15 protein-coding genes, 1 tRNA gene, 3 rRNA genes, 2 pseudogenes and 1 riboswitch are annotated in these 22,383 nt (G+C 56.6%); of the genes and pseudogenes, 12 read left to right on the top strand and 9 right to left on the bottom strand.

Annotated elements, in window-relative coordinates:
• Positions 1–118 precede the first annotated feature (118 nt).
• The 7 genes from thiH to rsd form a co-directional block, all read right to left on the bottom strand.
• The gene (gene thiH, locus WLO32_RS19250) at positions 119–1,249 is read right to left on the bottom strand and encodes a 2-iminoacetate synthase ThiH (protein WP_435946587.1); all 1,131 of its coding nucleotides are present in this window, start codon (positions 1,247–1,249) and stop codon (positions 119–121) included.
• Positions 1,249–2,028, bottom strand: a complete 780-nt coding sequence (gene thiG, locus WLO32_RS19245; RefSeq protein WP_435946586.1) for a thiazole synthase — start codon at positions 2,026–2,028, stop codon at positions 1,249–1,251. Before thiG ends, thiH begins: the two co-directional genes overlap by 1 nt.
• A 1-nt stretch (position 2,029) precedes the next feature.
• On the bottom strand, positions 2,030–2,230 hold the full coding sequence (gene thiS, locus WLO32_RS19240; RefSeq protein WP_435946584.1) for a sulfur carrier protein ThiS: 201 nt from the start codon (positions 2,228–2,230) through the stop codon (positions 2,030–2,032).
• Complete coding sequence (gene thiF, locus WLO32_RS19235) at positions 2,214–2,969, bottom strand: thiazole biosynthesis adenylyltransferase ThiF (protein ID WP_435946583.1); 756 nt, start codon at positions 2,967–2,969, stop codon at positions 2,214–2,216. Before thiF ends, thiS begins: the two co-directional genes overlap by 17 nt.
• Complete coding sequence (thiE, locus tag WLO32_RS19230; RefSeq protein ID WP_435946582.1) at positions 2,962–3,600, bottom strand: thiamine phosphate synthase; 639 nt, start codon at positions 3,598–3,600, stop codon at positions 2,962–2,964. Before thiE ends, thiF begins: the two co-directional genes overlap by 8 nt.
• Positions 3,597–5,498, bottom strand: coding sequence for a phosphomethylpyrimidine synthase ThiC (thiC, locus tag WLO32_RS19225; protein WP_435946581.1), 1,902 nt, complete (start codon positions 5,496–5,498; stop codon positions 3,597–3,599). Before thiC ends, thiE begins: the two co-directional genes overlap by 4 nt.
• 87 nt (positions 5,499–5,585) lie before the next feature.
• Positions 5,586–5,695: riboswitch (TPP riboswitch) on the bottom strand.
• A gap of 10 nt (positions 5,696–5,705) precedes the next feature.
• On the bottom strand, positions 5,706–6,251 hold the full coding sequence (rsd, locus tag WLO32_RS19220; protein WP_435946580.1) for a sigma D regulator: 546 nt from the start codon (positions 6,249–6,251) through the stop codon (positions 5,706–5,708).
• A gap of 97 nt (positions 6,252–6,348) precedes the next feature.
• Here rsd and nudC point away from each other — a divergent pair, with 97 nt between their 5' ends.
• The 6 genes from nudC (at position 6,349) to WLO32_RS19190 (ending at position 10,712) form a co-directional block, all read left to right on the top strand.
• Positions 6,349–7,122 carry an NAD(+) diphosphatase gene (gene nudC / locus WLO32_RS19215; RefSeq protein ID WP_435946579.1) on the top strand — a complete coding sequence of 258 codons (774 nt, stop codon included), beginning with the start codon at positions 6,349–6,351 and terminating at the stop codon, positions 7,120–7,122.
• A 41-nt stretch (positions 7,123–7,163) separates the two neighbouring features.
• On the top strand, positions 7,164–8,228 hold the full coding sequence (gene hemE / locus WLO32_RS19210) for a uroporphyrinogen decarboxylase (RefSeq protein WP_435946577.1): 1,065 nt from the start codon (positions 7,164–7,166) through the stop codon (positions 8,226–8,228).
• A 13-nt stretch (positions 8,229–8,241) separates the two neighbouring features.
• Positions 8,242–8,913 carry a deoxyribonuclease V gene (nfi, locus tag WLO32_RS19205; RefSeq protein ID WP_435946575.1) on the top strand — a complete coding sequence of 224 codons (672 nt, stop codon included), beginning with the start codon at positions 8,242–8,244 and terminating at the stop codon, positions 8,911–8,913.
• A gap of 43 nt (positions 8,914–8,956) precedes the next feature.
• The gene (locus WLO32_RS19200) at positions 8,957–9,547 is read left to right on the top strand and encodes a YjaG family protein (protein ID WP_121268252.1); all 591 of its coding nucleotides are present in this window, start codon (positions 8,957–8,959) and stop codon (positions 9,545–9,547) included.
• A 186-nt stretch (positions 9,548–9,733) separates the two neighbouring features.
• Positions 9,734–10,006, top strand: a complete 273-nt coding sequence (gene hupA / locus WLO32_RS19195) for a nucleoid-associated protein HU-alpha (protein WP_002445246.1) — start codon at positions 9,734–9,736, stop codon at positions 10,004–10,006.
• 13 nt (positions 10,007–10,019) lie between these two features.
• Positions 10,020–10,712, top strand: coding sequence for a DUF1481 domain-containing protein (locus WLO32_RS19190; RefSeq protein ID WP_435948344.1), 693 nt, complete (start codon positions 10,020–10,022; stop codon positions 10,710–10,712).
• A 46-nt stretch (positions 10,713–10,758) separates the two neighbouring features.
• Here WLO32_RS19190 and purD read toward each other — a convergent pair.
• Together purD and purH are read right to left on the bottom strand one after the other, a co-directional pair.
• Positions 10,759–12,052: pseudogene (gene purD / locus WLO32_RS19185) on the bottom strand (phosphoribosylamine--glycine ligase).
• Between the two features lie 16 nt (positions 12,053–12,068).
• A complete protein-coding gene (gene purH, locus WLO32_RS19180; protein ID WP_435946573.1) occupies positions 12,069–13,658 on the bottom strand; it encodes a bifunctional phosphoribosylaminoimidazolecarboxamide formyltransferase/IMP cyclohydrolase in 1,590 nt (529 codons plus the stop codon).
• 602 nt (positions 13,659–14,260) lie between these two features.
• Between purH and WLO32_RS19175 the strand changes: the two genes are divergently transcribed.
• The 6 genes and pseudogenes from WLO32_RS19175 to aceB all read left to right on the top strand — a co-directional run bounded on the left by WLO32_RS19175 (position 14,261) and on the right by aceB (position 22,369).
• Positions 14,261–15,802, top strand: a 16S ribosomal RNA gene (locus WLO32_RS19175).
• An 87-nt stretch (positions 15,803–15,889) separates the two neighbouring features.
• Positions 15,890–15,964 (top strand) — tRNA-Glu (locus WLO32_RS19170).
• A gap of 211 nt (positions 15,965–16,175) precedes the next feature.
• Positions 16,176–19,082, top strand: a 23S ribosomal RNA gene (locus WLO32_RS19165).
• Positions 19,083–19,188: 106 nt separating this feature from the next.
• Positions 19,189–19,304, top strand: a 5S ribosomal RNA gene (gene rrf / locus WLO32_RS19160).
• The 16S, 23S and 5S rRNA genes sit together here with 1 tRNA gene alongside, the layout of an rRNA operon.
• 277 nt (positions 19,305–19,581) lie before the next feature.
• Positions 19,582–20,511 carry a homoserine O-succinyltransferase MetA gene (metA, locus tag WLO32_RS19155; protein WP_435946571.1) on the top strand — a complete coding sequence of 310 codons (930 nt, stop codon included), beginning with the start codon at positions 19,582–19,584 and terminating at the stop codon, positions 20,509–20,511.
• A 258-nt stretch (positions 20,512–20,769) separates the two neighbouring features.
• Positions 20,770–22,369, top strand: a pseudogene (gene aceB / locus WLO32_RS19150) (malate synthase A).
• The last annotated feature ends 14 nt before the right edge of the window (positions 22,370–22,383 follow it).

Raw genomic sequence — 22,383 nt, 5'->3', positions numbered from 1 at the left:
TTCTTGTTTCGCCATGGAAAAAAGCGCGTTTATTTTAGGCATAACGGCCAGGCAATGCGGAATCGCAGAACGCCCGTCGGCGCTCTGCGGCTCTTTTACTTATCTGTAGTCTCCAGCGCTACGGCGAGTTTCTTCCCAGGTAGCTGTCCCAGTCTTTCCACACGGGCTGCAGGCCCGAACGCGTCAGGGCCGCGGCGACTTCCGACGGCGTCCGTCCGTCGTGCGGGGCGAACTGTTCAAGCTCAGGATGGTTATCGGCATAGCCGCCCGGCTGGGTTCTGGAAAAGGCGCTCACGTTATTAATGGCCAGCGGAATAACGCGATCGCGAAACCAGGGGGATTCGCGCGTGGACAAAGAAAGCTCTACGTCGGGCGCCAGCAGGCGAAAAGCGCAGATCGCCTGCACCAGCTGGCTTTCGCTCATCACCGAAGCGGGCTCCACACCGCCGGTGCAGGGCCGCAGGCGAGGGAAGGAAACAGAATAACGGCTTTGCCAGTAGCGTTGCTGCAGCCACAGCAGATGCTCCGCCACCATAAAACAGTCGGTGCGCCAGCTGTTGGAAAGGCCAATCAGCGCGCCAAGGCCGATTTTATCTATGCCTGCGCGCCCCAGCCGATCCGGGGTTTCCAGCCGCCAGAAAAAATCCTGCTTGTTGCCGCGCAGATGATGCTGCGCGTATACCGCCTGATGATAGGTTTCCTGGTAAACCATCACGCCGTCCAGGCCGAGCGTTTTTAGCTCCGCATATTCATGCTCATCCAGCGGCTGCACTTCCATCTGCAGCGAGCTGAATTTGCTGCGGATGGCGGGCAGATGCTGACGAAAATAATCCATGCCCACCCTGGTCTGATGCTCGCCGGTGACCAGCAGCAGCTGGTCAAAGCCCAGCTTGCGAATCGCCTCGCACTCCCTTGCGATCTCAGATTCATCCAGCGTTTTGCGTTTGAGCCTGTTGCTCATGGAGAAGCCGCAGTAGGTGCAGTCGTTGGCGCAGAGATTTGAAAGGTACAACGGCACATAAAAGCTGACGGTATTGCCAAAACGCTGGCGGGTTAAGCGCTGAGCCCGCTGGGCGAGCGGTTCGAGAAACCGGCCGGCGGCAGGAGAGAGCAGGGCCATAAGATCGTCGCGGGTGACTTTGCGGGCGCTTAGCGCCCGTTCAACGTCTGCCGCCGTTTTAGCGTTGATCTTAAGAGTGATGTCGTCCCAGTCCAGCTCGCGCCAGCGTTCGGTGAAGGTTGCCGCCATCACGCGTCCTCCTGGCTGAACTGCAGAAACTGCGTCAACGGGCTGGAGGCCTGCGCCTGCTGGTGGCGCATCCCTAAGCCGGATTTCGCCGCCGTGGCGCCGGCTTCTACCGCCAGGCGGAAAGCCCGCGCCATCTGCACCGGGTCCTGAGCTACGGCAATGGCGGTATTGACCAGAACGGCGCTGGCACCCATTTCCAGCGCTTCGGCGGCGTGGCTCGGCGCGCCAATACCCGCATCCACAACCACCGGCACCCGTGCCTGCTCGATAATAATTTCCAGCAGGGCGCGGGTCTGCAGGCCCTGATTTGAGCCAATCGGCGCGCCGAGCGGCATTACCGCCGCGCAGCCTGCTTCTTCCAGCCGTCGGCATAAAACCGGATCCGCGCCGCAGTATGGCAGTACGATAAAGCCCTGCTTGACGAGTATTTCAGCCGCCTTCAGCGTTTCGATGGCGTCGGGCAGCAGGTAGCGGGCGTCCGGATGGATCTCAAGCTTAACCCAGCGCGAGCCAAGCGCTTCGCGGGCCAGCCGCGCCGCAAATACGGCTTCCTCCGCCGTTTTGGCGCCGGAAGTGTTGGGCAACAGCTGTACGCCTGCCGCCAGCAAAGGAGCCAGAATAGCGTCGTTATGATTGCGCAAATCGACGCGTTTCATCGCCATGGTCACCAGCTGCGAGCCGGATGCGCGGATGGCCTCCACCATCACCTCGGGTGAGGCGAATTTTCCGCTGCCGGTAAACAGGCGGGAAGAAAAAGTTTTATCAGCGATCTGCAGCATATCAACCTCCGGCTATGGCCTGAAAAAGCAGGATCTGGTCGCCATCGTGCAGCATCTGGGTTTCCCAGCGCGCCCGTGGCACTATGGTCTGGTTTACGGCCAGCGCAACGCCCGGCTTCAGTAAACGCAGCTGTTCCAGCAGTTTTGCAAGCGTCAGGTTATCGGCGCACTGCATCGGCTCATCGTTAAAGTGGATGCGCATCTTGCCCTCCGCAAACCGGGCAGCCCGCGGCTTTCTGCATGCTGAGCGTGCGCCAGCCGTGCTGACGGGCGTCGAACAGCCTTAAAGAGCCGGTCGCCGGGGCCATGCCGGTCAGCAGTTTGATCGCTTCCAGCGCCTGCAGCGTGCCCATTACGCCGACAACCGGGCCGATGACGCCCGCGGTGCGGCAGTTCCTTTCAGGTTCGTTTTCGTCCGGCCATAAGCAGCGATAGCATCCGTTGTCCCAGGGCGGCGTTAACACCATTAGCTGGCCGCCAAACCCCACGGCGCTGGCGGAAATCAAAGGCTTGCCCTGAGCGACACAGGCCGAGTTGATAGCATGGCGGGTTGCCATGTTATCGCTGCAGTCCAGCACCAGATCGACATTGCTGACGGCCTGGCTAAGAGCCTCTCCGTGCAGGCGTTCGCTTATCGCCCGCAGCTGGATGCCGGGGTTAAGCTGCTGAAGGTGACGCCGGGCCGCCTGTGACTTCGGCTGGTCGATATCCTGCGAGGTGAACAGAATCTGGCGCTGCAGGTTGCTGATATGCACCTTGTCGTCATCCGCCAGAATCAACGTGCCGACGCCCGCGGCGGCAAGGTAAAGCGCGGCCGGAGAGCCCAGTCCGCCCAGCCCGACGATCAGAACGCGGCTGGCGAGCAGCTTTTGCTGCCCTTCCAGCGCCACGTCCTCAAGCAGAAGCTGGCGGCTGTAGCGCATGAAATCTGTATCATTCATCGCCGGCTCCCGCGAGTTCAAGAAGCCGCGCCGTCGCCGCCCGCCAGTCCGGCGCCTGGGTTATCGCGCTGACCACCGCCACGCTTCCCACGCCCGTCGCGAGAACCGCAGGCACGCGGTCAATGCTGATGCCGCCGATCGCCACCGTCGGGTAATCGCCGAGGGTTTTGACATGCGCGGCAAGCTGTGCCAGCCCCTGCGGGGAAGAGGGCATCTGTTTGGTTTGGGTCGGAAAGACATGCCCGAGCGCGATATAAGAAGGGCGCGCCGCAAGGGCGCGATCCATTTCCATATTGTCGTGCGTGGAAAGCCCAAGCCGCAGGCCCGCATCGCGTATCGCATCCAGGTTGGCGACGTCCATATCCTGCTGGCCTAAGTGCACGCCGTAGGCGCGATGTTTGATGGCTAAACGCCAGTAATCGTTAATAAACAGCCGCGCCTCAAAGCGCTGGCCGAGCCTGACGGCGGCGATAATGTCGGCTTCGACCTCTTCGTCGCGCTTGTCTTTGATGCGTAGCTGAAGGGTGCGAACGCCCGCCTCAAGCAGCCGGGCAATCCACTCCACGCTGTCCACGACCGGGTAAAGCCCCAGCCGCTGCGGCACGGCAGGGAAATCGGGTTTAGCCGTCATACTTCCTCCTGACGCAGATAAATTTCCCCGCCTTTCGCCCGGAAGGATTGCGACATATCCTCCATGCCGACTTCAATGGCCTGCTTCGCGGCGAAATCGCGTACCTCCTGGGAAATCTTCATCGAGCAGAATTTCGGCCCGCACATCGAGCAGAAGTGCGCGACCTTGCCGGACTCCTGCGGCAGGGTTTCGTCGTGATAGGCGCGGGCGGTGAAGGGGTCGAGCGCCAGGTTAAACTGGTCTTCCCAGCGGAATTCGAAACGCGCCTTCGACATGGCGTTATCGCGAATTTGGGCGCCGGGATGGCCTTTGGCCAGATCCGCGGCGTGCGCCGCAATTTTGTAGGTAATCAGCCCCTGCTTAACGTCCTCTTTGTTCGGCAGCCCGAGGTGCTCTTTGGGCGTGACGTAGCAAAGCATCGCGCAGCCAAACCAGCCGATCATCGCCGCGCCAATGCCGGAGGTGAAGTGGTCATAGCCCGGGGCGATATCGGTCGTTAACGGCCCCAGGGTGTAGAACGGCGCCTCATGGCAATGCTCCAGCTCTTCGGTCATGTTGCGGCGGATCATCTGCATCGGCACATGCCCCGGCCCTTCAATCATTACCTGCACGTCATACTGCCAGGCGATTTTGGTCAGTTCGCCCAGCGTGTGCAGCTCGGCAAACTGCGCTTCGTCGTTGGCGTCCTGAATGGAGCCGGGGCGCAGGCCGTCGCCCAGCGAAAGCGAGACGTCATAGGCGGCGCAGATTTCACAGATTTCGCGGAAGTGCTCATACAGGAAGTTCTCCTGATGATGGGACAGGCACCACTTCGCCATAATCGAACCGCCGCGCGAGACGATGCCGGTAAGACGCCTGGCGGTCATCGGCACGTAGCGCAACAGCACGCCCGCGTGAATGGTGAAGTAATCCACGCCTTGCTCGGCCTGCTCCAGCAGCGTGTCGCGGAACATCTCCCAGGTGAGGTCTTCGGCGATGCCGTTAACCTTTTCCAGCGCCTGATAGATCGGCACGGTTCCGATCGGCACCGGGCTGTTGCGTAAAATCCACTCGCGGGTTTCGTGAATATAGCGCCCGGTAGAGAGGTCCATAACCGTGTCCGCGCCCCAGCGGGTCGACCAGACCAGCTTTTCCACTTCTTCTTCAATGGAGGACGTCACCGCCGAGTTGCCGATATTGGCATTGACCTTCACCAGGAAGTTGCGCCCGATAATCATCGGCTCGGATTCGGGATGGTTGATATTAGCCGGGATAATCGCCCGGCCGGCGGCAACCTCATCACGCACAAATTCCGCTGTGATATTTTCCGGCAGGCGGGCGCCAAAGCCTTCGCCCGGATGCTGGTGGCGTAAGACAGCGTCGCGAATGCGCTCGCGGCCCATGTTTTCACGTACCGCGATAAACTCCATTTCTGGCGTGACGATGCCTTTGCGGGCGTAGTGCAACTGGGTCACGCATTTCCCGCTTTTAGCGCGGCGCGGCGTGAGGCGCGTTTCAAAACGCAGATCGTCCAGGCCGTCGTCAGCAAGGCGCTCTCTGGTATAAGCGGAACTGCGGCCGGCCAGCGCTTCGCTGTCGCCGCGCTCTTCAATCCAGCCGCTGCGCAACGGCAAAAGCCCGCGCAGCACGTCGATGGCGATCGCCGGATCGCCGTAAGGACCGGAGGTGTCATAAACCGGCACCGCGTCGTTGGGCTCGTACTGCGGGTTGTCCTTGCTGCCGCTCGTCATCGTTGGGCTGAGCTGGATTTCGCGCATGGGAACACGAATGTCCCCCCGCGAACCCGTCAGGTAAATGCGCCTCGAGTTCGGGAAAGCGGTGCCTTCAAGCGTATTGATGAAGTGTTGGGCTGCGGCGCGTTGTTCGCGGCGGGTTGGTTTTTTTTCAGATGCAGACATAGCTCATTCCAGTGTTTTCAGGAGTGGCTTGTCAGAACGACGGATGGAGTAATGAATATGGGTGACCCGCGCAGGGGCGTGCCCAAAAGCAGAATTACTCTTGTTCCCTTCGCAGGTTTTAACCTGATCAGGTTCCGCGGATCCCGAATTAACGGTCTCAGCCGGTGCTTTCGCACTCGGCACTCCGACAAGAAGAAGCCCGTATTGCTACGGACCGTTTTGTAAATTACTCGTTAACAGCGCAGAACTCAAGCCGGGCGTGCAAGGGCCGCTGGCGTCGTTTGCACTGCTATGCAGATTGTTGGCGTAAGCCAGCTCAATGAGCTTATCTTCCAGCGAGAAGCGCGCTTCCAGCGCCTCGCCGATACCAGACAATGCCTGCTGGAACTCAATGCAGTTATCATCGTCGATGGCGTTTTCCAGATTGGTGTCGTAGAACTCCATGATCTGTTGGGTGTTGGCCTGCAGCTGCGGATAAATTTGCGTGGCGGCTAAAAGCGGGCTGGTGCCTTCCATTTCATCAATAATGCGCTCATAAATATTGAAATGTCCGGCGGAAAGGTAATCGACAAGATTATGGCAGAAAGTATCCAGCGCCTTTTCATTAAGCGCAGAATGAGATTCCTTGTTAGGCTTGATCCCGACCATATTGTAATACGCCACCAGCAATTGTTTGCGGGCATATAGCCATTGGTCGACTAACTCATTACTACCACCAACGCGCTCAGTCAGACTCTCTAACCGGTTAAGCATGATTGACTCCGTGAGTTATAAGATTTAACGCAAACGTACCCAAAAAAATCTAACGACTATTGTTTATACCAGTGTCCAGGGGGATGTGCACCAGGTTATGGAACGTGTAATTCAAAAATCAGACCACGGCTGGTTTATCGTCAGCCATGAGCAAAAATTATGGTTGCCGCAAGGCGAGCTGCCTTTCGGCGCGGCCGCGGATTTTCAGCTCGACGGCGCCGACGGCAGGCAGATTGGCGAGTGGGAAGGCGAACCGGTCTGGCTGATTCGGCAGAACCGCCGCCAGGATATGGGCTCGGTGCGGCAGGTTATCGATCGGGACGTGGGCCTTTTCCAGCTGGCAGGACGCGGCGTGCAGCTTGCCGAATTCTATCGTTCCCATAAGTTTTGCGGCTACTGCGGACACGAGATGCACGCAAGCAAAACCGAATGGGCCATGCTGTGCAGCCATTGCCGCGAACGCTATTACCCGCAAATCGCGCCCTGCATTATCGTGGCGATACGTCGGGACGATCATATCCTGCTCGCCCAGCATACCCGCCACCGCAACGGCGTTTATACCGTGCTGGCCGGCTTTGTGGAAGTTGGCGAAACTCTTGAACAGGCCGTTGCGCGTGAGGTGATGGAGGAGAGCAATATACGGGTGAAAAACCTGCGTTATGTAACCTCGCAGCCCTGGCCGTTCCCGCAGTCGCTGATGACGGCGTTTACGGCGGAATACCACAGCGGCGACATTAAAATCGATCCTAAAGAGTTGATAGACGCGCAGTGGTATCGCTACGACCAGTTACCCCTGATCCCGGCGGCGGGCACCGTGGCGCGGCGATTGATTGAGGACACCGTCGCCGCCTGTCGGGCAGAGTACGAATGACGTGGTAAACTGGCCGCATACAGCCAAAGGAAATGCAAAAAATGACTGAACTGAAGAACGATCGTTACCTCCGCGCCCTGCAGCGCCAGCCCGTGGATATCACGCCGGTATGGATGATGAGACAGGCGGGACGCTATCTGCCGGAGTACAAGGCCACCCGCGCGCAGGCCGGCGATTTTATGTCGCTGTGTAAAAACGCCGAGCTGGCCTGCGAAGTCACCCTGCAGCCGCTGCGTCGTTACGCCCTGGATGCGGCGATCCTCTTCTCTGATATCCTCACCGTGCCGGACGCGATGGGGCTTGGCCTCTATTTCGAAGCGGGCGAGGGGCCGCGTTTTACCTCGCCGATCGCCAGCCGTGCCGACGTGGAAAAACTGCCGATTCCCGATCCGGAAGACGAGCTGGGCTACGTGATGAACGCGGTGCGCACCATCCGTAAAAATCTGGCGGGGCAGGTGCCGCTGATAGGCTTCTCCGGTAGCCCATGGACGCTTGCGACCTACATGGTTGAAGGCGGCAGCAGCAAGGCTTTTACCGTTATCAAAAAGATGATGTACGCCGATCCGCAGGCGCTGCATCTGCTGCTTGATAAGCTGGCGCAAAGCGTCACGCTGTACCTGAACGCGCAGATCAAAGCGGGCGCGCAGTCGGTGATGATTTTCGATACCTGGGGCGGCGTGCTGACCGGGCGCGACTATCAGCAGTTCTCTTTGTATTACATGCATAAAATTGTCGACGGCCTGCTGCGTGAAAACGAAGGCCGCCGCGTGCCGGTAACGCTGTTCACCAAAGGCGGCGGACAGTGGCTGGAGGCCATGGCGCAGACCGGCTGCGACGCGCTGGGCCTCGACTGGACAACGGATATCGCCGACGCCCGCCGTCGCGTAGGACACAAAGTCGCGCTGCAGGGAAATATGGACCCGTCTATGCTTTATGCTCCACCTGCCAGAATCGAAGAAGAGGTTGCTGGCATTCTGCAAGGGTTCGGCAAGGGCGAGGGGCACGTCTTTAACCTCGGCCACGGCATTCATCAGGACGTGCCGCCGGAACACGCGGGTGCGTTTGTTGAGGCGGTTCACCGCCTGTCAGCGCCCTATCATCAGTAAAAAAGGAGAGGGAATGGATCTCGCAGCGCTACGTCAGCAACAGATCGAACTGGCTTCAAGTGTGATCCGCGAGGATCGTTTTGACGTCGATCCTCCGGCGTTTATTGCCGGAGCCGATGTCGGGTTTGAACAGGGCGGCGAGGTAACGCGCGCCGCTATCGTGCTGCTGAAATATCCTTCCCTTGAGCTGGTGGAGTACAAGGTGGCGCGTATCGCCACCACTATGCCTTATATCCCCGGCTTCCTGTCATTCCGTGAATACCCGGCGCTGCTGGCTGCCTGGGAGATGCTGTCCCGCAAACCCGATTTACTCTTTGTCGACGGTCACGGCATCTCGCACCCGCGCCGCCTCGGCGTCGCCAGCCATTTTGGGCTGCTGGTGGATGTGCCGACCATCGGCGTCGCCAAAAAGCGGCTGTGCGGGCGCTTTGAGCCGCTGGGCGATGAGGTCGGGGAGAAGCGGCCGCTTATCGATAAGGGCGAGCAGCTGGCCTGGGTCTGGCGCAGCAAAAAACGCTGCAACCCCCTCTTCGTGGCTACCGGACACCGGGTAAGCGTCGACACGGCGCTGCTGTGGGTGCAGCGATGCATGGCGGGTTACCGTTTACCGGAGCCTACACGCTGGGCGGATGCCGTTGCATCGGGCCGTCCTGCTTTCGCGCGCTGGCAAGCAATTCAGGGGTGATTAGGGTAAACTGCCGCTAATTTCCCGTCTTTGAGACATCGTTATGCTACAAAACCCCATTCATTTGCGTCTGGAGAGGCTTGAAAGCTGGCAGCACGTCACCTTCATGGCCTCTTTATGCGAGCGCATGTACCCAAACTACGCCATGTTCTGCCAGCAAACGGGCTTTGGCGATGCCCAGCTTTACCGTCGTATCGTCGATCTCATCTGGGAGACGCTTATCGTAAAAGACGCGAAGGTGAACTTTGACAGCCAGCTTGAAAAGCTCGAAGAGGCGATTCCTTCCGCGGACGACTATGATATTTACGGCGTCTACCCGGCTATCGATGCGTGCGTGGCGCTCAGTGAATTACTTCACTCGCGTCTTTCAGGAGAAACCCTGGAGCACGCCATCGAGGTGAGTAAAACCTCCATCACCACCGTCGCGATGCTCGAAATGACTCAGGCCGGTCGTGAAATGACCGACGAAGAGCTGCGGGCCAACCCGGTTGTGGAAGAGGAATGGGACATTCAGTGGGAAATTTTCCGCCTGCTGGCCGACTGCGAAGAACGCGATATTGAACTGATCAAAGGATTACGCGCGGACCTTCGCGAGGCCGGAAGCAGCAATATCGGTATAAATTTGCAGCAGTAAGACAATAAAACGTGACGTACAGTCTGATTTGTAGGGCCTGAAGGCTTCCAATTAGCCCCCCGTCTGGTCTACATTTGTGGGGCGAAAAAAAGTGGCTATCGGTGCGTGTATGCAGGAGAGTGCTTTTCAGGCATTTCCGTCGCACTCGATGCTTAGCAAGCGATAAACACATTGTAAGGATAACTTATGAACAAGACTCAACTGATTGATGTAATTGCTGACAAGGCTGACCTGTCTAAAGTACAGGCTAAAGCTGCTCTGGAATCCACTCTGGCTGCAATTACTGAGTCTCTGAAAGAAGGTGATGCTGTACAACTGGTTGGTTTCGGTACCTTCAAAGTGAACCACCGTGCTGAGCGCACTGGCCGCAACCCGCAGACCGGTAAAGAAATCAAAATCGCCGCAGCTAACGTGCCGGCATTTGTTTCTGGTAAAGCACTGAAAGACGCGGTTAAGTAAGCTACGCGTGTCGGTGAACAGTTTTAGCAGAGGGGCGTTTTCGCCCCTTTTGTCTGTCTGGCGTCCGCTGGTGGCGTTGACCGGCGCGCTGCTGCTCACCGCCTGTAGCAGTAATAAACTCCCTCCTTTCACCGCCAGCGGCTACGTAGCAGACCAGGGCGTGGTGCGCATCTGGCGTAAAGACAACAGCGATAGCTCGGTACATATGCTGACGGCGTTTAGCCCGTATGGAAACGGGGCGACCACCACGAACGAATACCGCTGGCAGGGCGACAGCCTGGTCTTTATCGAACAGAACATCCAGGGCGAACCGCCCGAACATAGCAAAGTGCGTTTTGACGATAGCGGCGAGCTGAGCTTTATGCAGCGCGAAGTTAACGGCCAGAAACAGCAGCTTTCTAAAGAGCAGATAGCCTTGTATCAGTATCAGGCCGCCCGCACGAGGGAGACCAGCGAAGCGTTGCGTATCGGGAAAGTGGTGCTGCGGCAGGGAAGATGGCACCGTGATGGCACGGTAACGACCTGCGAAGGAGAAACCTTCAGGCCGAAGCTGGATAACCCTTCCCTGAGCCATATAGCGCGTCGCCAGAGCCATTCGTCGCTGGAGGTGAGCATTGCCTGGCTGGAAGCGCCGGAAGGCTCACAGCTCCTGCTGGTGGCGAATCAGGATTTCTGTTCCTGGCAGCCTAGGCCCGCCGAGTTCTGACCATAAAAAAACCGCCACGCGGGCGGTTTGTCGTCAGCGTTCGGCGTTACTTCGCGTTTTCACGCGCAATGGCGCGATAGCCAATGTCCGAACGGCTAAAACTGCCCTCCCAGTGAATATCCTTCATCAGCTCGTAGGCGCGCTGCTGGGCCTGGGCTACGGTATCGCCAAGCGCCGTTACGCACAGCACGCGGCCGCCGCTGGTGGTCACCATATCGTCTTCACGCAGTGTGGTGCCGGCGTGGAAGACTTTGCCATCGGCCACTTCTTCGAGCGGCAGACCGTGGATCACATCACCGGTACGGTAATCCGCCGGATAGCCGCCCGCGGCCATAACCACGCCCAGCGAAGGACGCTCGTCCCACTTTGACGTGACCTTATTGAGCCTGCTATCGCAGGCGGCGAGACATAGCTCAACCAGATCGGAGCGCAGACGCAGCATGATAGGCTGCGTTTCCGGATCGCCGAAGCGGCAGTTAAATTCGATAACTTTAGGATTGCCCTGCTTATCGATCATCAGCCCCGCATACAGAAAGCCGGTATAGGTATTGCCTTCCGCCGCCATGCCGCGCACGGTCGGCCAGATAACCAAATCCATCGCCCGCTGGTGAACTTCATCGGTGACGACCGGCGCCGGGGAGTAAGCGCCCATGCCGCCGGTGTTCGGGCCGGTATCGCCGTCGCCTACGCGTTTGTGATCCTGGCTGGTCGCCATCGGCAGCACATTCTCACCGTCGACCATTACGATAAAGCTGGCTTCCTCGCCGTCGAGAAACTCTTCCACCACGATGCGGTGACCGGCGTCGCCAAACGCGTTGCCGGCCAGCATATCGTTAACGGCGGCTTCGGCCCTCTTCCAGCGTCATCGCCACGATAACGCCTTTGCCCGCGGCCAGGCCGTCCGCCTTGATGACGATCGGCGCGCCTTTTTCACGCACGTAGGCCAGCGCCGGCTCCACTTCGGTAAAGTTCTGGTATTCGGCAGTAGGGATTTTATGGCGGGCTAAGAAATCCTTGGTGAAGGCTTTAGAACCTTCCAGCTGCGCGGCGCCTTTGGTGGGGCCGAAGATCTGCAGGCCGGCGGCACGGAAAGCATCAACCACGCCGATAACCAGCGGCGCTTCCGGACCGACGATCGTCAGGTCGATTTTTTCGTTTTGCGCAAAGCTGAGCAGGGCGGGGATATCCGTCGCGCCGATAGCGACGTTTTGCAAAGCCGGCTCAAGCGCCGTGCCTGCGTTGCCCGGTGCGACAAACACGGTGCTGACCAGCGGCGACTGCGACGCTTTCCAGGCCAGCGCGTGTTCGCGCCCGCCGTTACCAATCACTAAAACTTTCATTCGTTAAGGCTCCGGATTAATGGCGGAAGTGGCGCATGTCGGTGAAGATCATGGCGATCCCATGTTCGTCGGCCGCGGCGATCACTTCGTCATCGCGGATCGAACCGCCAGGCTGGATCACGCAGCTCACGCCGACGGCGGCCGCGGCGTCAATACCATCGCGGAACGGGAAGAAAGCGTCGGACGCCATCGCTGAGCCTTTCACTTCCAGGCCTTCGTCGCCCGCTTTGATACCGGCAATTTTAGCGGAATAAACGCGGCTCATCTGGCCGGCGCCTATGCCAATAGTCATATTCTCACGGGCATAAACGATAGCGTTGGACTTAACAAACTTAGCAACCTTCCAGCAGAACAGCGCGTCGCGCAGCTCCTGCTCGGTTGGCTGGCGCTTGCTGACTACGCGCAGGTCCGCTGCCGCAACCATGCCCAGGTCGCGATCCTGCACCAGCAGGCCGCCGTTTACGCGTTTGAAGTCCAGGCCCGGAACACGCTGCTGCCACCGGCCGCAGGTCAGAACGCGGACGTTTTGTTTCGCCGCGGTAATCTTCAGCGCTTCTTCACTCGCGGAAGGGGCGATAATCACTTCTACGAACTGGCGGGAGATAATAGCCTGGGCGGTTTGCGCGTCCAGCTCGCGGTTAAAGGCGATAATGCCGCCAAACGCCGAGGTAGGATCGGTTTTGTACGCGCGGTCATAGGCATCAAGCAGAGAATCGCTAACCGCCACGCCGCAAGGGTTGGCGTGCTTCACGATGACACAGGCAGGCTCGCTGAACTCTTTCACGCATTCCAGCGCGGCGTCGGTATCGGCGATGTTGTTATAGGAAAGCGCTTTGCCCTGAACCTGGGTGGCGGTGGCGACAGAGGCTTCTTTAATTTCTTCTTCTATATAGAAGGCGGCCTGCTGGTGGCTGTTTTCGCCATAGCGCATATCCTGCTTCTTAATGAAGTTCAGATTCAGCGTGCGCGGGAAGCGGCCAGAGGGCTCTTTGCTTTCGCCGTGATAGGCGGGAACCAGGCTGCCAAAGTAGTTGGCGATCGTGCTGTCGTAAGCGGCGGTGTGCTCGAAGGCTTTAATGGCGAGGTCGAAGCGGGTTTCTAAAGTCAGCGAGCCTTCGTTGGCGTCCAGCTCGGCGATAATCGCCTGATAGTCGCCGCTCTTCACCACGATGGCGACGTCTTTATGGTTCTTCGCCGCGGAGCGCACCATTGTCGGGCCGCCGATATCGATATTCTCAACCGCGTCTTCAAGAGAGCAGCCTTCGCGGGCAACGGTCTGTGCAAACGGGTAGAGGTTAACGACAACCATATCGATTGCGGAGATGGCGTGTTCGGCCATGATGGCATCGTCCTGGCCGCGACGGCCCAGAATGCCGCCGTGTACTTTTGGATGCAAGGTTTTGACGCGTCCGTCCATCATTTCCGGGAAACCGGTGTAGTCAGAGACTTCGGTCACCGGTAGGCCAGCGTCAGCCAGCAGGCGAGCGGTGCCGCCCGTTGAGAGCAGCTCCACGCCGCGTTGGGAGAGTGCCTGGGCGAATTCGACGATACCGGCTTTGTCAGAAACACTGAGCAGAGCGCGGCGTACAGGACGGCGTTGTTGCATGGTTTGATCCCTTAGCTTTGGTTCGCATATAGAAGAGCGTTAGCTGAATTCTCTTTTTTATCGTAAAACTCAGCTAACGCCCCAAAACGGGGCGTCCTTTTATCGCGGCGTATTGTAGCGAAAACGTTTGCGTCACGCTCGCGAAATTTCAGTGCAAAGCACAATTGTGGATAAGTTTGTGCACAACCGGGTATAAGGCGGGGTTTTGCTGTGGAATGCAGCAGTCAGTCAAAATACTGCAAATTTAGTGTTGCAGCCTGAAGAGAACTCCCTATAATGCGCCTCCATCGACACGGAACATGTGAACAACATCACAGAGTAACGGCGGCGATGAGAGTTAAAAATCCTGAATTTCAGGGTTGACTCTGAAAGAGGAAAGCGTAATATACGCCACCTCGCAACAGCAGGCTTCGCCGCTGATTGCACTGCTCTTTAACAATTTATCAGACAATCTGTGTGGGCACTCGCAGGATTGATATCTCAGCACCTCCGGGTGCAAAAAAATATCAAGTCTTGAAGAGTGACCAGACAGTAATTCATTAGTGAATTATGTGAATGTAATCTTTGAGCACCGCTTCACTGGTTGAAGCACATCAAGCTTTTAATTGAAGAGTTTGATCATGGCTCAGATTGAACGCTGGCGGCAGGCCTAACACATGCAAGTCGAACGGTAGCGGGAAGAAGCTTGCTTCTTTGCCGACGAGTGGCGGACGGGTGAGTAATGTCTGGGAAACTGCCTGATGGCGGGGGATAACTACTGGAAACGGTAGCTAATACCGCATAACGTCGCAAGACCAAAGAGGGGGACCTTCGGGCCTCTTGCCATCAGATGTGCCCAGATGGGATTAGCTTGTTGGTGGGGTAACGGCTCACCAAGGCGACGATCCCTAGCTGGTCTGAGAGGATGACCAGCCACACTGGAACTGAGACACGGTCCAGACTCCTACGGGAGGCAGCAGTGGGGAATATTGCACAATGGGCGCAAGCCTGATGCAGCCATGCCGCGTGTATGAAGAAGGCCTTCGGGTTGTAAAGTACTTTCAGCGAGGAGGAAGGTGCTGAGGTTAATAACCTCAGCAATTGACGTTACTCGCAGAAGAAGCACCGGCTAACTCCGTGCCAGCAGCCGCGGTAATACGGAGGGTGCAAGCGTTAATCGGAATTACTGGGCGTAAAGCGCACGCAGGCGGTCTGTCAAGTCGGATGTGAAATCCCCGGGCTCAACCTGGGAACTGCATTCGAAACTGGCAGGCTAGAGTCTTGTAGAGGGGGGTAGAATTCCAGGTGTAGCGGTGAAATGCGTAGAGATCTGGAGGAATACCGGTGGCGAAGGCGGCCCCCTGGACAAAGACTGACGCTCAGGTGCGAAAGCGTGGGGAGCAAACAGGATTAGATACCCTGGTAGTCCACGCCGTAAACGATGTCGACTTGGAGGTTGTTCCCTTGAGGAGTGGCTTCCGGAGCTAACGCGTTAAGTCGACCGCCTGGGGAGTACGGCCGCAAGGTTAAAACTCAAATGAATTGACGGGGGCCCGCACAAGCGGTGGAGCATGTGGTTTAATTCGATGCAACGCGAAGAACCTTACCTACTCTTGACATCCAGAGAACTTTCCAGAGATGGACTGGTGCCTTCGGGAACTCTGAGACAGGTGCTGCATGGCTGTCGTCAGCTCGTGTTGTGAAATGTTGGGTTAAGTCCCGCAACGAGCGCAACCCTTATCCTTTGTTGCCAGCGGTTAGGCCGGGAACTCAAAGGAGACTGCCAGTGATAAACTGGAGGAAGGTGGGGATGACGTCAAGTCATCATGGCCCTTACGAGTAGGGCTACACACGTGCTACAATGGCGCATACAAAGAGAAGCGACCTCGCGAGAGCAAGCGGACCTCATAAAGTGCGTCGTAGTCCGGATCGGAGTCTGCAACTCGACTCCGTGAAGTCGGAATCGCTAGTAATCGTGGATCAGAATGCCACGGTGAATACGTTCCCGGGCCTTGTACACACCGCCCGTCACACCATGGGAGTGGGTTGCAAAAGAAGTAGGTAGCTTAACCTTCGGGAGGGCGCTTACCACTTTGTGATTCATGACTGGGGTGAAGTCGTAACAAGGTAACCGTAGGGGAACCTGCGGTTGGATCACCTCCTTACCTTAAAGATACAACCCGCGCAGTGCCCACACAGATTGTCTGATAGAAGTAAAGAAGCAAGGCGCCTGCGAAGTCGCGACACTCAGTGTCCCCTTCGTCTAGCGGTTAGGACTCCGCCCTTTCACGGCGGCAACAGGGGTTCGAATCCCCTAGGGGACGCCACTTGCTTGGTGACAGGTGAAAGGTGTCGCTAAAAAATATCTTAAAACTGACTGTAACAGTCGGCTTTAAGATATTGCTCTTTAAAAATCCGGAACAAGCTGAAAATTGAAACGACATGTCGTCTCATTCTTCCGTAATAAAGAATGGGTTTACGATATGTTCGAGTCTCTCAAATTTTCATAATCTGAAGTGAAACATCTTCGGGTTGTGAGGTTAAGCGACTAAGCGTACACGGTGGATGCCCTGGCAGTCAGAGGCGATGAAGGACGTGCTAATCTGCGATAAGCGCCGGTAAGGTGATATGAACCGTTATAACCGGCGATTTCCGAATGGGGAAACCCAGTGCAATCCGTTGCACTATCGTTAAGCCAATACATAACTTAACGAAGCGAACCGGGGGAACTGAAACATCTAAGTACCCCGAGGAAAAGAAATCAACCGAGATTCCCCCAGTAGCGGCGAGCGAACGGGGAGCAGCCCAGAACCAGCATCAGTTTGTGTGTCAGTGGAAGCGTCTGGAAAGTCGCAGGGTACAGGGTGATACTCCCGTACACAAAGGCACACCTTCTGTGAGTTCGACGAGTAGGGCGGGACACGTGGTATCCTGTCTGAATATGGGGGGACCATCCTCCAAGGCTAAATACTCCTGACTGACCGATAGTGAACCAGTACCGTGAGGGAAAGGCGAAAAGAACCCCGGCGAGGGGAGTGAAACAGAACCTGAAACCGTGTACGTACAAGCAGTGGGAGCCTCATTTATGGGGTGACTGCGTACCTTTTGTATAATGGGTCAGCGACTTATATTCTGTAGCAAGGTTAACCGTATAGGGGAGCCGCAGGGAAACCGAGTCTTAACTGGGCGTTAAGTTGCAGGGTATAGACCCGAAACCCGGTGATCTAGCCATGGGCAGGTTGAAGGTTGGGTAACACTAACTGGAGGACCGAACCGACTAATGTTGAAAAATTAGCGGATGACCTGTGGCTGGGGGTGAAAGGCCAATCAAACCGGGAGATAGCTGGTTCTCCCCGAAAGCTATTTAGGTAGCGCCTCGTGAATTCATCTCCGGGGGTAGAGCACTGTTTCGGCTAGGGGGCCATCCCGGCTTACCAACCCGATGCAAACTGCGAATACCGGAGAATGTTATCACGGGAGACACACGGCGGGTGCTAACGTCCGTCGTGAAGAGGGAAACAACCCAGACCGCCAGCTAAGGTCCCAAAGTCATGGTTAAGTGGGAAACGATGTGGGAAGGCACAGACAGCCAGGATGTTGGCTTAGAAGCAGCCATCATTTAAAGAAAGCGTAATAGCTCACTGGTCGAGTCGGCCTGCGCGGAAGATGTAACGGGGCTAAACCATGCACCGAAGCTGCGGCAGCGACACTATGTGTTGTTGGGTAGGGGAGCGTTCTGTAAGCCGTTGAAGGTGGACTGTGAGGTCTGCTGGAGGTATCAGAAGTGCGAATGCTGACATAAGTAACGATAAAGCGGGTGAAAAGCCCGCTCGCCGGAAGACCAAGGGTTCCTGTCCAACGTTAATCGGGGCAGGGTGAGTCGACCCCTAAGGCGAGGCCGAAAGGCGTAGTCGATGGGAAACAGGTTAATATTCCTGTACTCGGTGTTACTGCGAAGGGGGGACGGAGAAGGCTATGTTGGCCGGGCGACGGTTGTCCCGGTTTAAGCGTGCAGGCTTGTGTTCCAGGCAAATCCGGAACACTTTAAGGCTGAGGCGTGATGACGAGGCACTACGGTGCTGAAGTGACAAATGCCCTGCTTCCAGGAAAAGCCTCTAAGCATCAGGTAACACAGAATCGTACCCCAAACCGACACAGGTGGTCAGGTAGAGAATACCAAGGCGCTTGAGAGAACTCGGGTGAAGGAACTAGGCAAAATGGTGCCGTAACTTCGGGAGAAGGCACGCTGGCGCGTAGGTGAAGTCCCTTGCGGATGGAGCTGAAGCCAGTCGAAGATACCAGCTGGCTGCAACTGTTTATTAAAAACACAGCACTGTGCAAACACGAAAGTGGACGTATACGGTGTGACGCCTGCCCGGTGCCGGAAGGTTAATTGATGGGGTCAGCCGCAAGGCGAAGCTCTTGATCGAAGCCCCGGTAAACGGCGGCCGTAACTATAACGGTCCTAAGGTAGCGAAATTCCTTGTCGGGTAAGTTCCGACCTGCACGAATGGCGTAATGATGGCCAGGCTGTCTCCACCCGAGACTCAGTGAAATTGAACTCGCTGTGAAGATGCAGTGTACCCGCGGCAAGACGGAAAGACCCCGTGAACCTTTACTATAGCTTGACACTGAACACTGGTCCTTGATGTGTAGGATAGGTGGGAGGCTTTGAAGCGTGGACGCCAGTCTGCGTGGAGCCAACCTTGAAATACCACCCTTTAATGGCTGGTGTTCTAACGTAGACCCGTAATCCGGGTTGCGGACAGTGTCTGGTGGGTAGTTTGACTGGGGCGGTCTCCTCCTAAAGCGTAACGGAGGAGCACGAAGGTTAGCTAATCACGGTCGGACATCGTGAGGTTAGTGCAAAGGCATAAGCTAGCTTGACTGCGAGAGTGACGGCTCGAGCAGGTGCGAAAGCAGGTCTTAGTGATCCGGTGGTTCTGAATGGAAGGGCCATCGCTCAACGGATAAAAGGTACTCCGGGGATAACAGGCTGATACCGCCCAAGAGTTCATATCGACGGCGGTGTTTGGCACCTCGATGTCGGCTCATCACATCCTGGGGCTGAAGTAGGTCCCAAGGGTATGGCTGTTCGCCATTTAAAGTGGTACGCGAGCTGGGTTTAGAACGTCGTGAGACAGTTCGGTCCCTATCTGCCGTGGGCGCTGGAGAATTGAGGGGGGCTGCTCCTAGTACGAGAGGACCGGAGTGGACGCATCACTGGTGTTCGGGTTGTCATGCCAATGGCACTGCCCGGTAGCTAAATGCGGAAGAGATAAGCGCTGAAAGCATCTAAGCGCGAAACTTGCCCCGAGATGAATTCTCCCTGAGACTTCAAGTCTCCTGAAGGAACGTTGAAGACGACGACGTTGATAGGCTGGGTGTGTAAGTGCAGCGATGCATTGAGCTAACCAGTACTAATGATCCGTGAGGCTTAACCTTACAACACCGAAGGTGTTTTGTGAGAGACAGAATAATTTGATTTTCAGCCTGAACCGAGATTTTAAGCCGGTGGTCATGAACAGTGACGGCCGGAGAACAGAATATGCCTGGCGGCAACAGCGCGGTGGTCCCACCTGACCCCATGCCGAACTCAGAAGTGAAACGCCGTAGCGCCGATGGTAGTGTGGGGTCTCCCCATGCGAGAGTAGGGAACTGCCAGGCTCCAAACAGACAGAAAGGCCATCCTCACGGATGGCCTTTTTGCGTTCGTATCTTTCGTATAAGCGCTGCGCCAACCGACAGTTGCTTGCCGAGCAGGCACCCGACAAAAACCTATCTGTCCCGCCCAAAAGCAGTATTTTCCTCTGAACCCAGACCATTGCCTTAAGTGAAACATTTTCAACTATCCTCGCAACGCTCGACATTTGCCAGGCGCCGCGTTATCTTCAGCTGTCTGGATGTCTAAACGTTTAAACGTATGCTGTGAGGATATAAGGTTATGCCGATTCGGGTACAGGATGAGTTACCAGCCGTCAATTTCCTGCGTGAAGAAAATGTCTTTGTTATGACATCCTCACGCGCAAGCAATCAGGAGATCCGTCCGCTAAAGGTGCTCATACTTAATCTGATGCCGAAAAAGATCGAGACGGAGAACCAGTTTTTACGCCTGCTTTCCAACTCCCCTCTACAGGTAGACGTACAGCTATTGCGTATCGATAGCCGCGAATCCCGTAATACGCCGGCTGAGCATCTCAACAACTTCTACTGCAATTTTGAAGATATTCAGCAGGAAAATTTTGATGGCCTTATTGTCACCGGCGCGCCGCTGGGCCTGGTTGAATTCAACGACGTCGCCTACTGGCCGCAGATTGAGCAGGTGCTGCATTGGGCAAAAGATCACGTGACCTCGACGCTGTTTGTCTGCTGGGCCGTGCAGGCGGCGCTGAATATCCTCTACGGCATTCCTAAACAGACGCGGCAGGAGAAGCTGTCCGGCGTTTATGAGCATCACCTCACCTATCCGCATGCTTTGTTGACCCGCGGCTTTGATGATACTTTCCTTGCGCCGCACTCCCGCTATGCCGATTTCCCTGCCTCGCTGATTCGTGACTACACCGATCTGGAAATTCTTGCCGAGTCGGAAGAGGGAGACGCTTATCTCTTTGGCAGCAAAGATAAGCGCATAGCTTTTGTCACCGGCCATCCGGAGTACGATGCCCATACGCTGGCGGGCGAATATTTCCGTGACGTTGAAGCCGGCCTGAATCCGGATGTGCCCTACAACTATTTCCCGGATAACGATCCGCAGAAGAACCCGCGCGCCACGTGGCGCAGCCACGGAAACCTGCTCTTCACCAACTGGCTAAACTACTACGTCTACCAGATCACCCCGTTCGATCTACGCCATATGAACCCAACGCTCGACTAAGCGTTTCAGCATCCCGTTTTCTCTGCACATCAGGCACCTTCGGGTGCCTTTTTTATTTCCTAAAAATAGCTTCCCCTGTTGAGTTATTTTTATTCATTTAATTATCAATCGGTTACTACGTTTTTGTTATTAAAATGGAAATAGTTTTTGATTTTAAAAAATGATGAAGTAGTCTTAATTCTGTTGCACGAAATCTGCACAGCCGTATGGGATCCACTTTTGCGGTATCGACGGGATAAGACGAGGGGGAATAATCTAATGACACAACAGACAGTTAGCGCAGATCTGGCCTTCAGCCAGCCTTTTGGGGAGCAGGAGCAGCAGATCCTTACGCCGGATGCGGTGGAGTTTCTTAGCGAACTCGTCAGCCATTTTACGCCGCAGCGCAACAAGCTGTTGGCGGCCCGCACCCTACAGCAGGCGGCAATCGATGCGGGAGAGCTTCCGGATTTTATTTCGGAAACCGCTTCCATTCGTGAAGGCGACTGGACGATTCGCGGTATCCCGGATGATTTACTCGATCGTCGCGTGGAAATTACCGGACCCGTCGAACGCAAAATGGTGATCAATGCGCTGAATGCGAACGTGAAGGTATTTATGGCGGATTTCGAAGATTCGCTGGCGCCGAGCTGGAGCAAGGTGATCGACGGCCAGATTAACCTGCGCGACGCCGTCAGAGGCACCATCAGCTGGACAAATGAAGCCGGGAAAATCTACCAGCTGAAGCCGGACCCGGCGGTATTAGTCTGCCGCGTCCGCGGTCTGCACCTGCCGGAAAAACACGTCACCTGGCGTGATGAACCCATTCCCGGCAGCCTGTTTGATTTCGGCCTCTACTTCTTCCACAACGCGGATGCTCTGCTGGCAAAAGGCAGCGGCCCCTATTTTTATCTGCCGAAAACCCAGTCATGGCAGGAAGCGGCCTGGTGGAGCGAAGTGTTCAGCTTTACCGAGGATCGTTTCTCCCTGCCGCGCGGCACCATCAAAGCCACGCTGCTGATTGAAACCCTGCCGGCCGTTTTCCAGATGGACGAGATCCTGCACGCGCTAAAAGATCACATCGTCGGCCTGAACTGCGGCCGCTGGGATTACATTTTCAGCTACATCAAAACGCTGAAAAATCATCCGGATCGCGTGCTGCCGGACAGGCAGTCCGTCACCATGGACAAGCCCTTCCTCAACGCCTACTCGCGCTTGCTGATCAAAACATGTCATCGCCGCGGCGCGTTTGCCATGGGCGGGATGGCGGCGTTTATTCCGAGCAAAGACAGCGAACGCAACGAATGGGTGCTTAATAAAGTCAGGGCGGACAAACAGATGGAGGCGAGCAACGGCCACGACGGCACCTGGATTGCTCACCCCGGCCTTGCCGACGCCGTGATGGACGTTTTTGATAGGGCCCCTGGGCGAGCGGCACAATCAGCTTTCCGTTCTGCGTGAAGAAGACGCCCCTGTTAGCGCCGCGCAGCTGCTTGAGCCTTGCCCGGGCGAACGTACCGAAGACGGGATGCGCGCCAATATTCGCGTCGCCGTGCAGTACATCGAGGCGTGGATTTCAGGCAACGGCTGCGTACCTATTTACGGTCTGATGGAAGATGCCGCAACGGCGGAAATCTCCCGTACCTCCATCTGGCAGTGGATCCACCATGAAAAATCGCTGAGCAACGGCCAGACGGTCACTAAAGCGCTGTTCCGCCAGATGCTCGCCGAAGAAATGCTCGTCATTCAGGAGGAGCTTGGCGATCGACGCTTCAGCCAGGGACGCTTTGACGAAGCCGCCCGCCTGATGGAGCAGATCACCACCTCCGACACCCTTATCGACTTCCTGACGCTGCCGGGCTACCGCCTGCTTGCCTGAACCCAACCTCTATA

Origin of the sequence: Dryocola mayonis (assembly GCF_051307045.1) — a bacterium.
Taxonomy (GTDB): Bacteria; Pseudomonadota; Gammaproteobacteria; order Enterobacterales; family Enterobacteriaceae; genus Dryocola.
The sequence above is the reverse complement of the archived record's forward strand: the minus strand, read 5'-3'. Positions and strand labels throughout refer to the sequence as shown.

Coding starts and splice junctions, on each gene's coding strand:
- hupA (WP_002445246.1), top strand. CDS start 9,734: ATGAACAAGACTCAACTGATTGATGTAATTGCTGACAAGGCTGACCTG.
- nfi (WP_435946575.1), top strand. CDS start 8,242: ATGGATCTCGCAGCGCTACGTCAGCAACAGATCGAACTGGCTTCAAGT.
- purH (WP_435946573.1), bottom strand. CDS start 13,658: ATGCAACAACGCCGTCCTGTACGCCGCGCTCTGCTCAGTGTTTCTGAC.
- metA (WP_435946571.1), top strand. CDS start 19,582: ATGCCGATTCGGGTACAGGATGAGTTACCAGCCGTCAATTTCCTGCGT.
- rsd (WP_435946580.1), bottom strand. CDS start 6,251: ATGCTTAACCGGTTAGAGAGTCTGACTGAGCGCGTTGGTGGTAGTAAT.
- thiG (WP_435946586.1), bottom strand. CDS start 2,028: ATGCTGCAGATCGCTGATAAAACTTTTTCTTCCCGCCTGTTTACCGGC.
- thiF (WP_435946583.1), bottom strand. CDS start 2,969: ATGAATGATACAGATTTCATGCGCTACAGCCGCCAGCTTCTGCTTGAG.
- thiS (WP_435946584.1), bottom strand. CDS start 2,230: ATGCGCATCCACTTTAACGATGAGCCGATGCAGTGCGCCGATAACCTG.
- WLO32_RS19200 (WP_121268252.1), top strand. CDS start 8,957: ATGCTACAAAACCCCATTCATTTGCGTCTGGAGAGGCTTGAAAGCTGG.
- nudC (WP_435946579.1), top strand. CDS start 6,349: ATGGAACGTGTAATTCAAAAATCAGACCACGGCTGGTTTATCGTCAGC.
- hemE (WP_435946577.1), top strand. CDS start 7,164: ATGACTGAACTGAAGAACGATCGTTACCTCCGCGCCCTGCAGCGCCAG.
- thiH (WP_435946587.1), bottom strand. CDS start 1,249: ATGGCGGCAACCTTCACCGAACGCTGGCGCGAGCTGGACTGGGACGAC.
- thiE (WP_435946582.1), bottom strand. CDS start 3,600: ATGACGGCTAAACCCGATTTCCCTGCCGTGCCGCAGCGGCTGGGGCTT.
- thiC (WP_435946581.1), bottom strand. CDS start 5,498: ATGTCTGCATCTGAAAAAAAACCAACCCGCCGCGAACAACGCGCCGCA.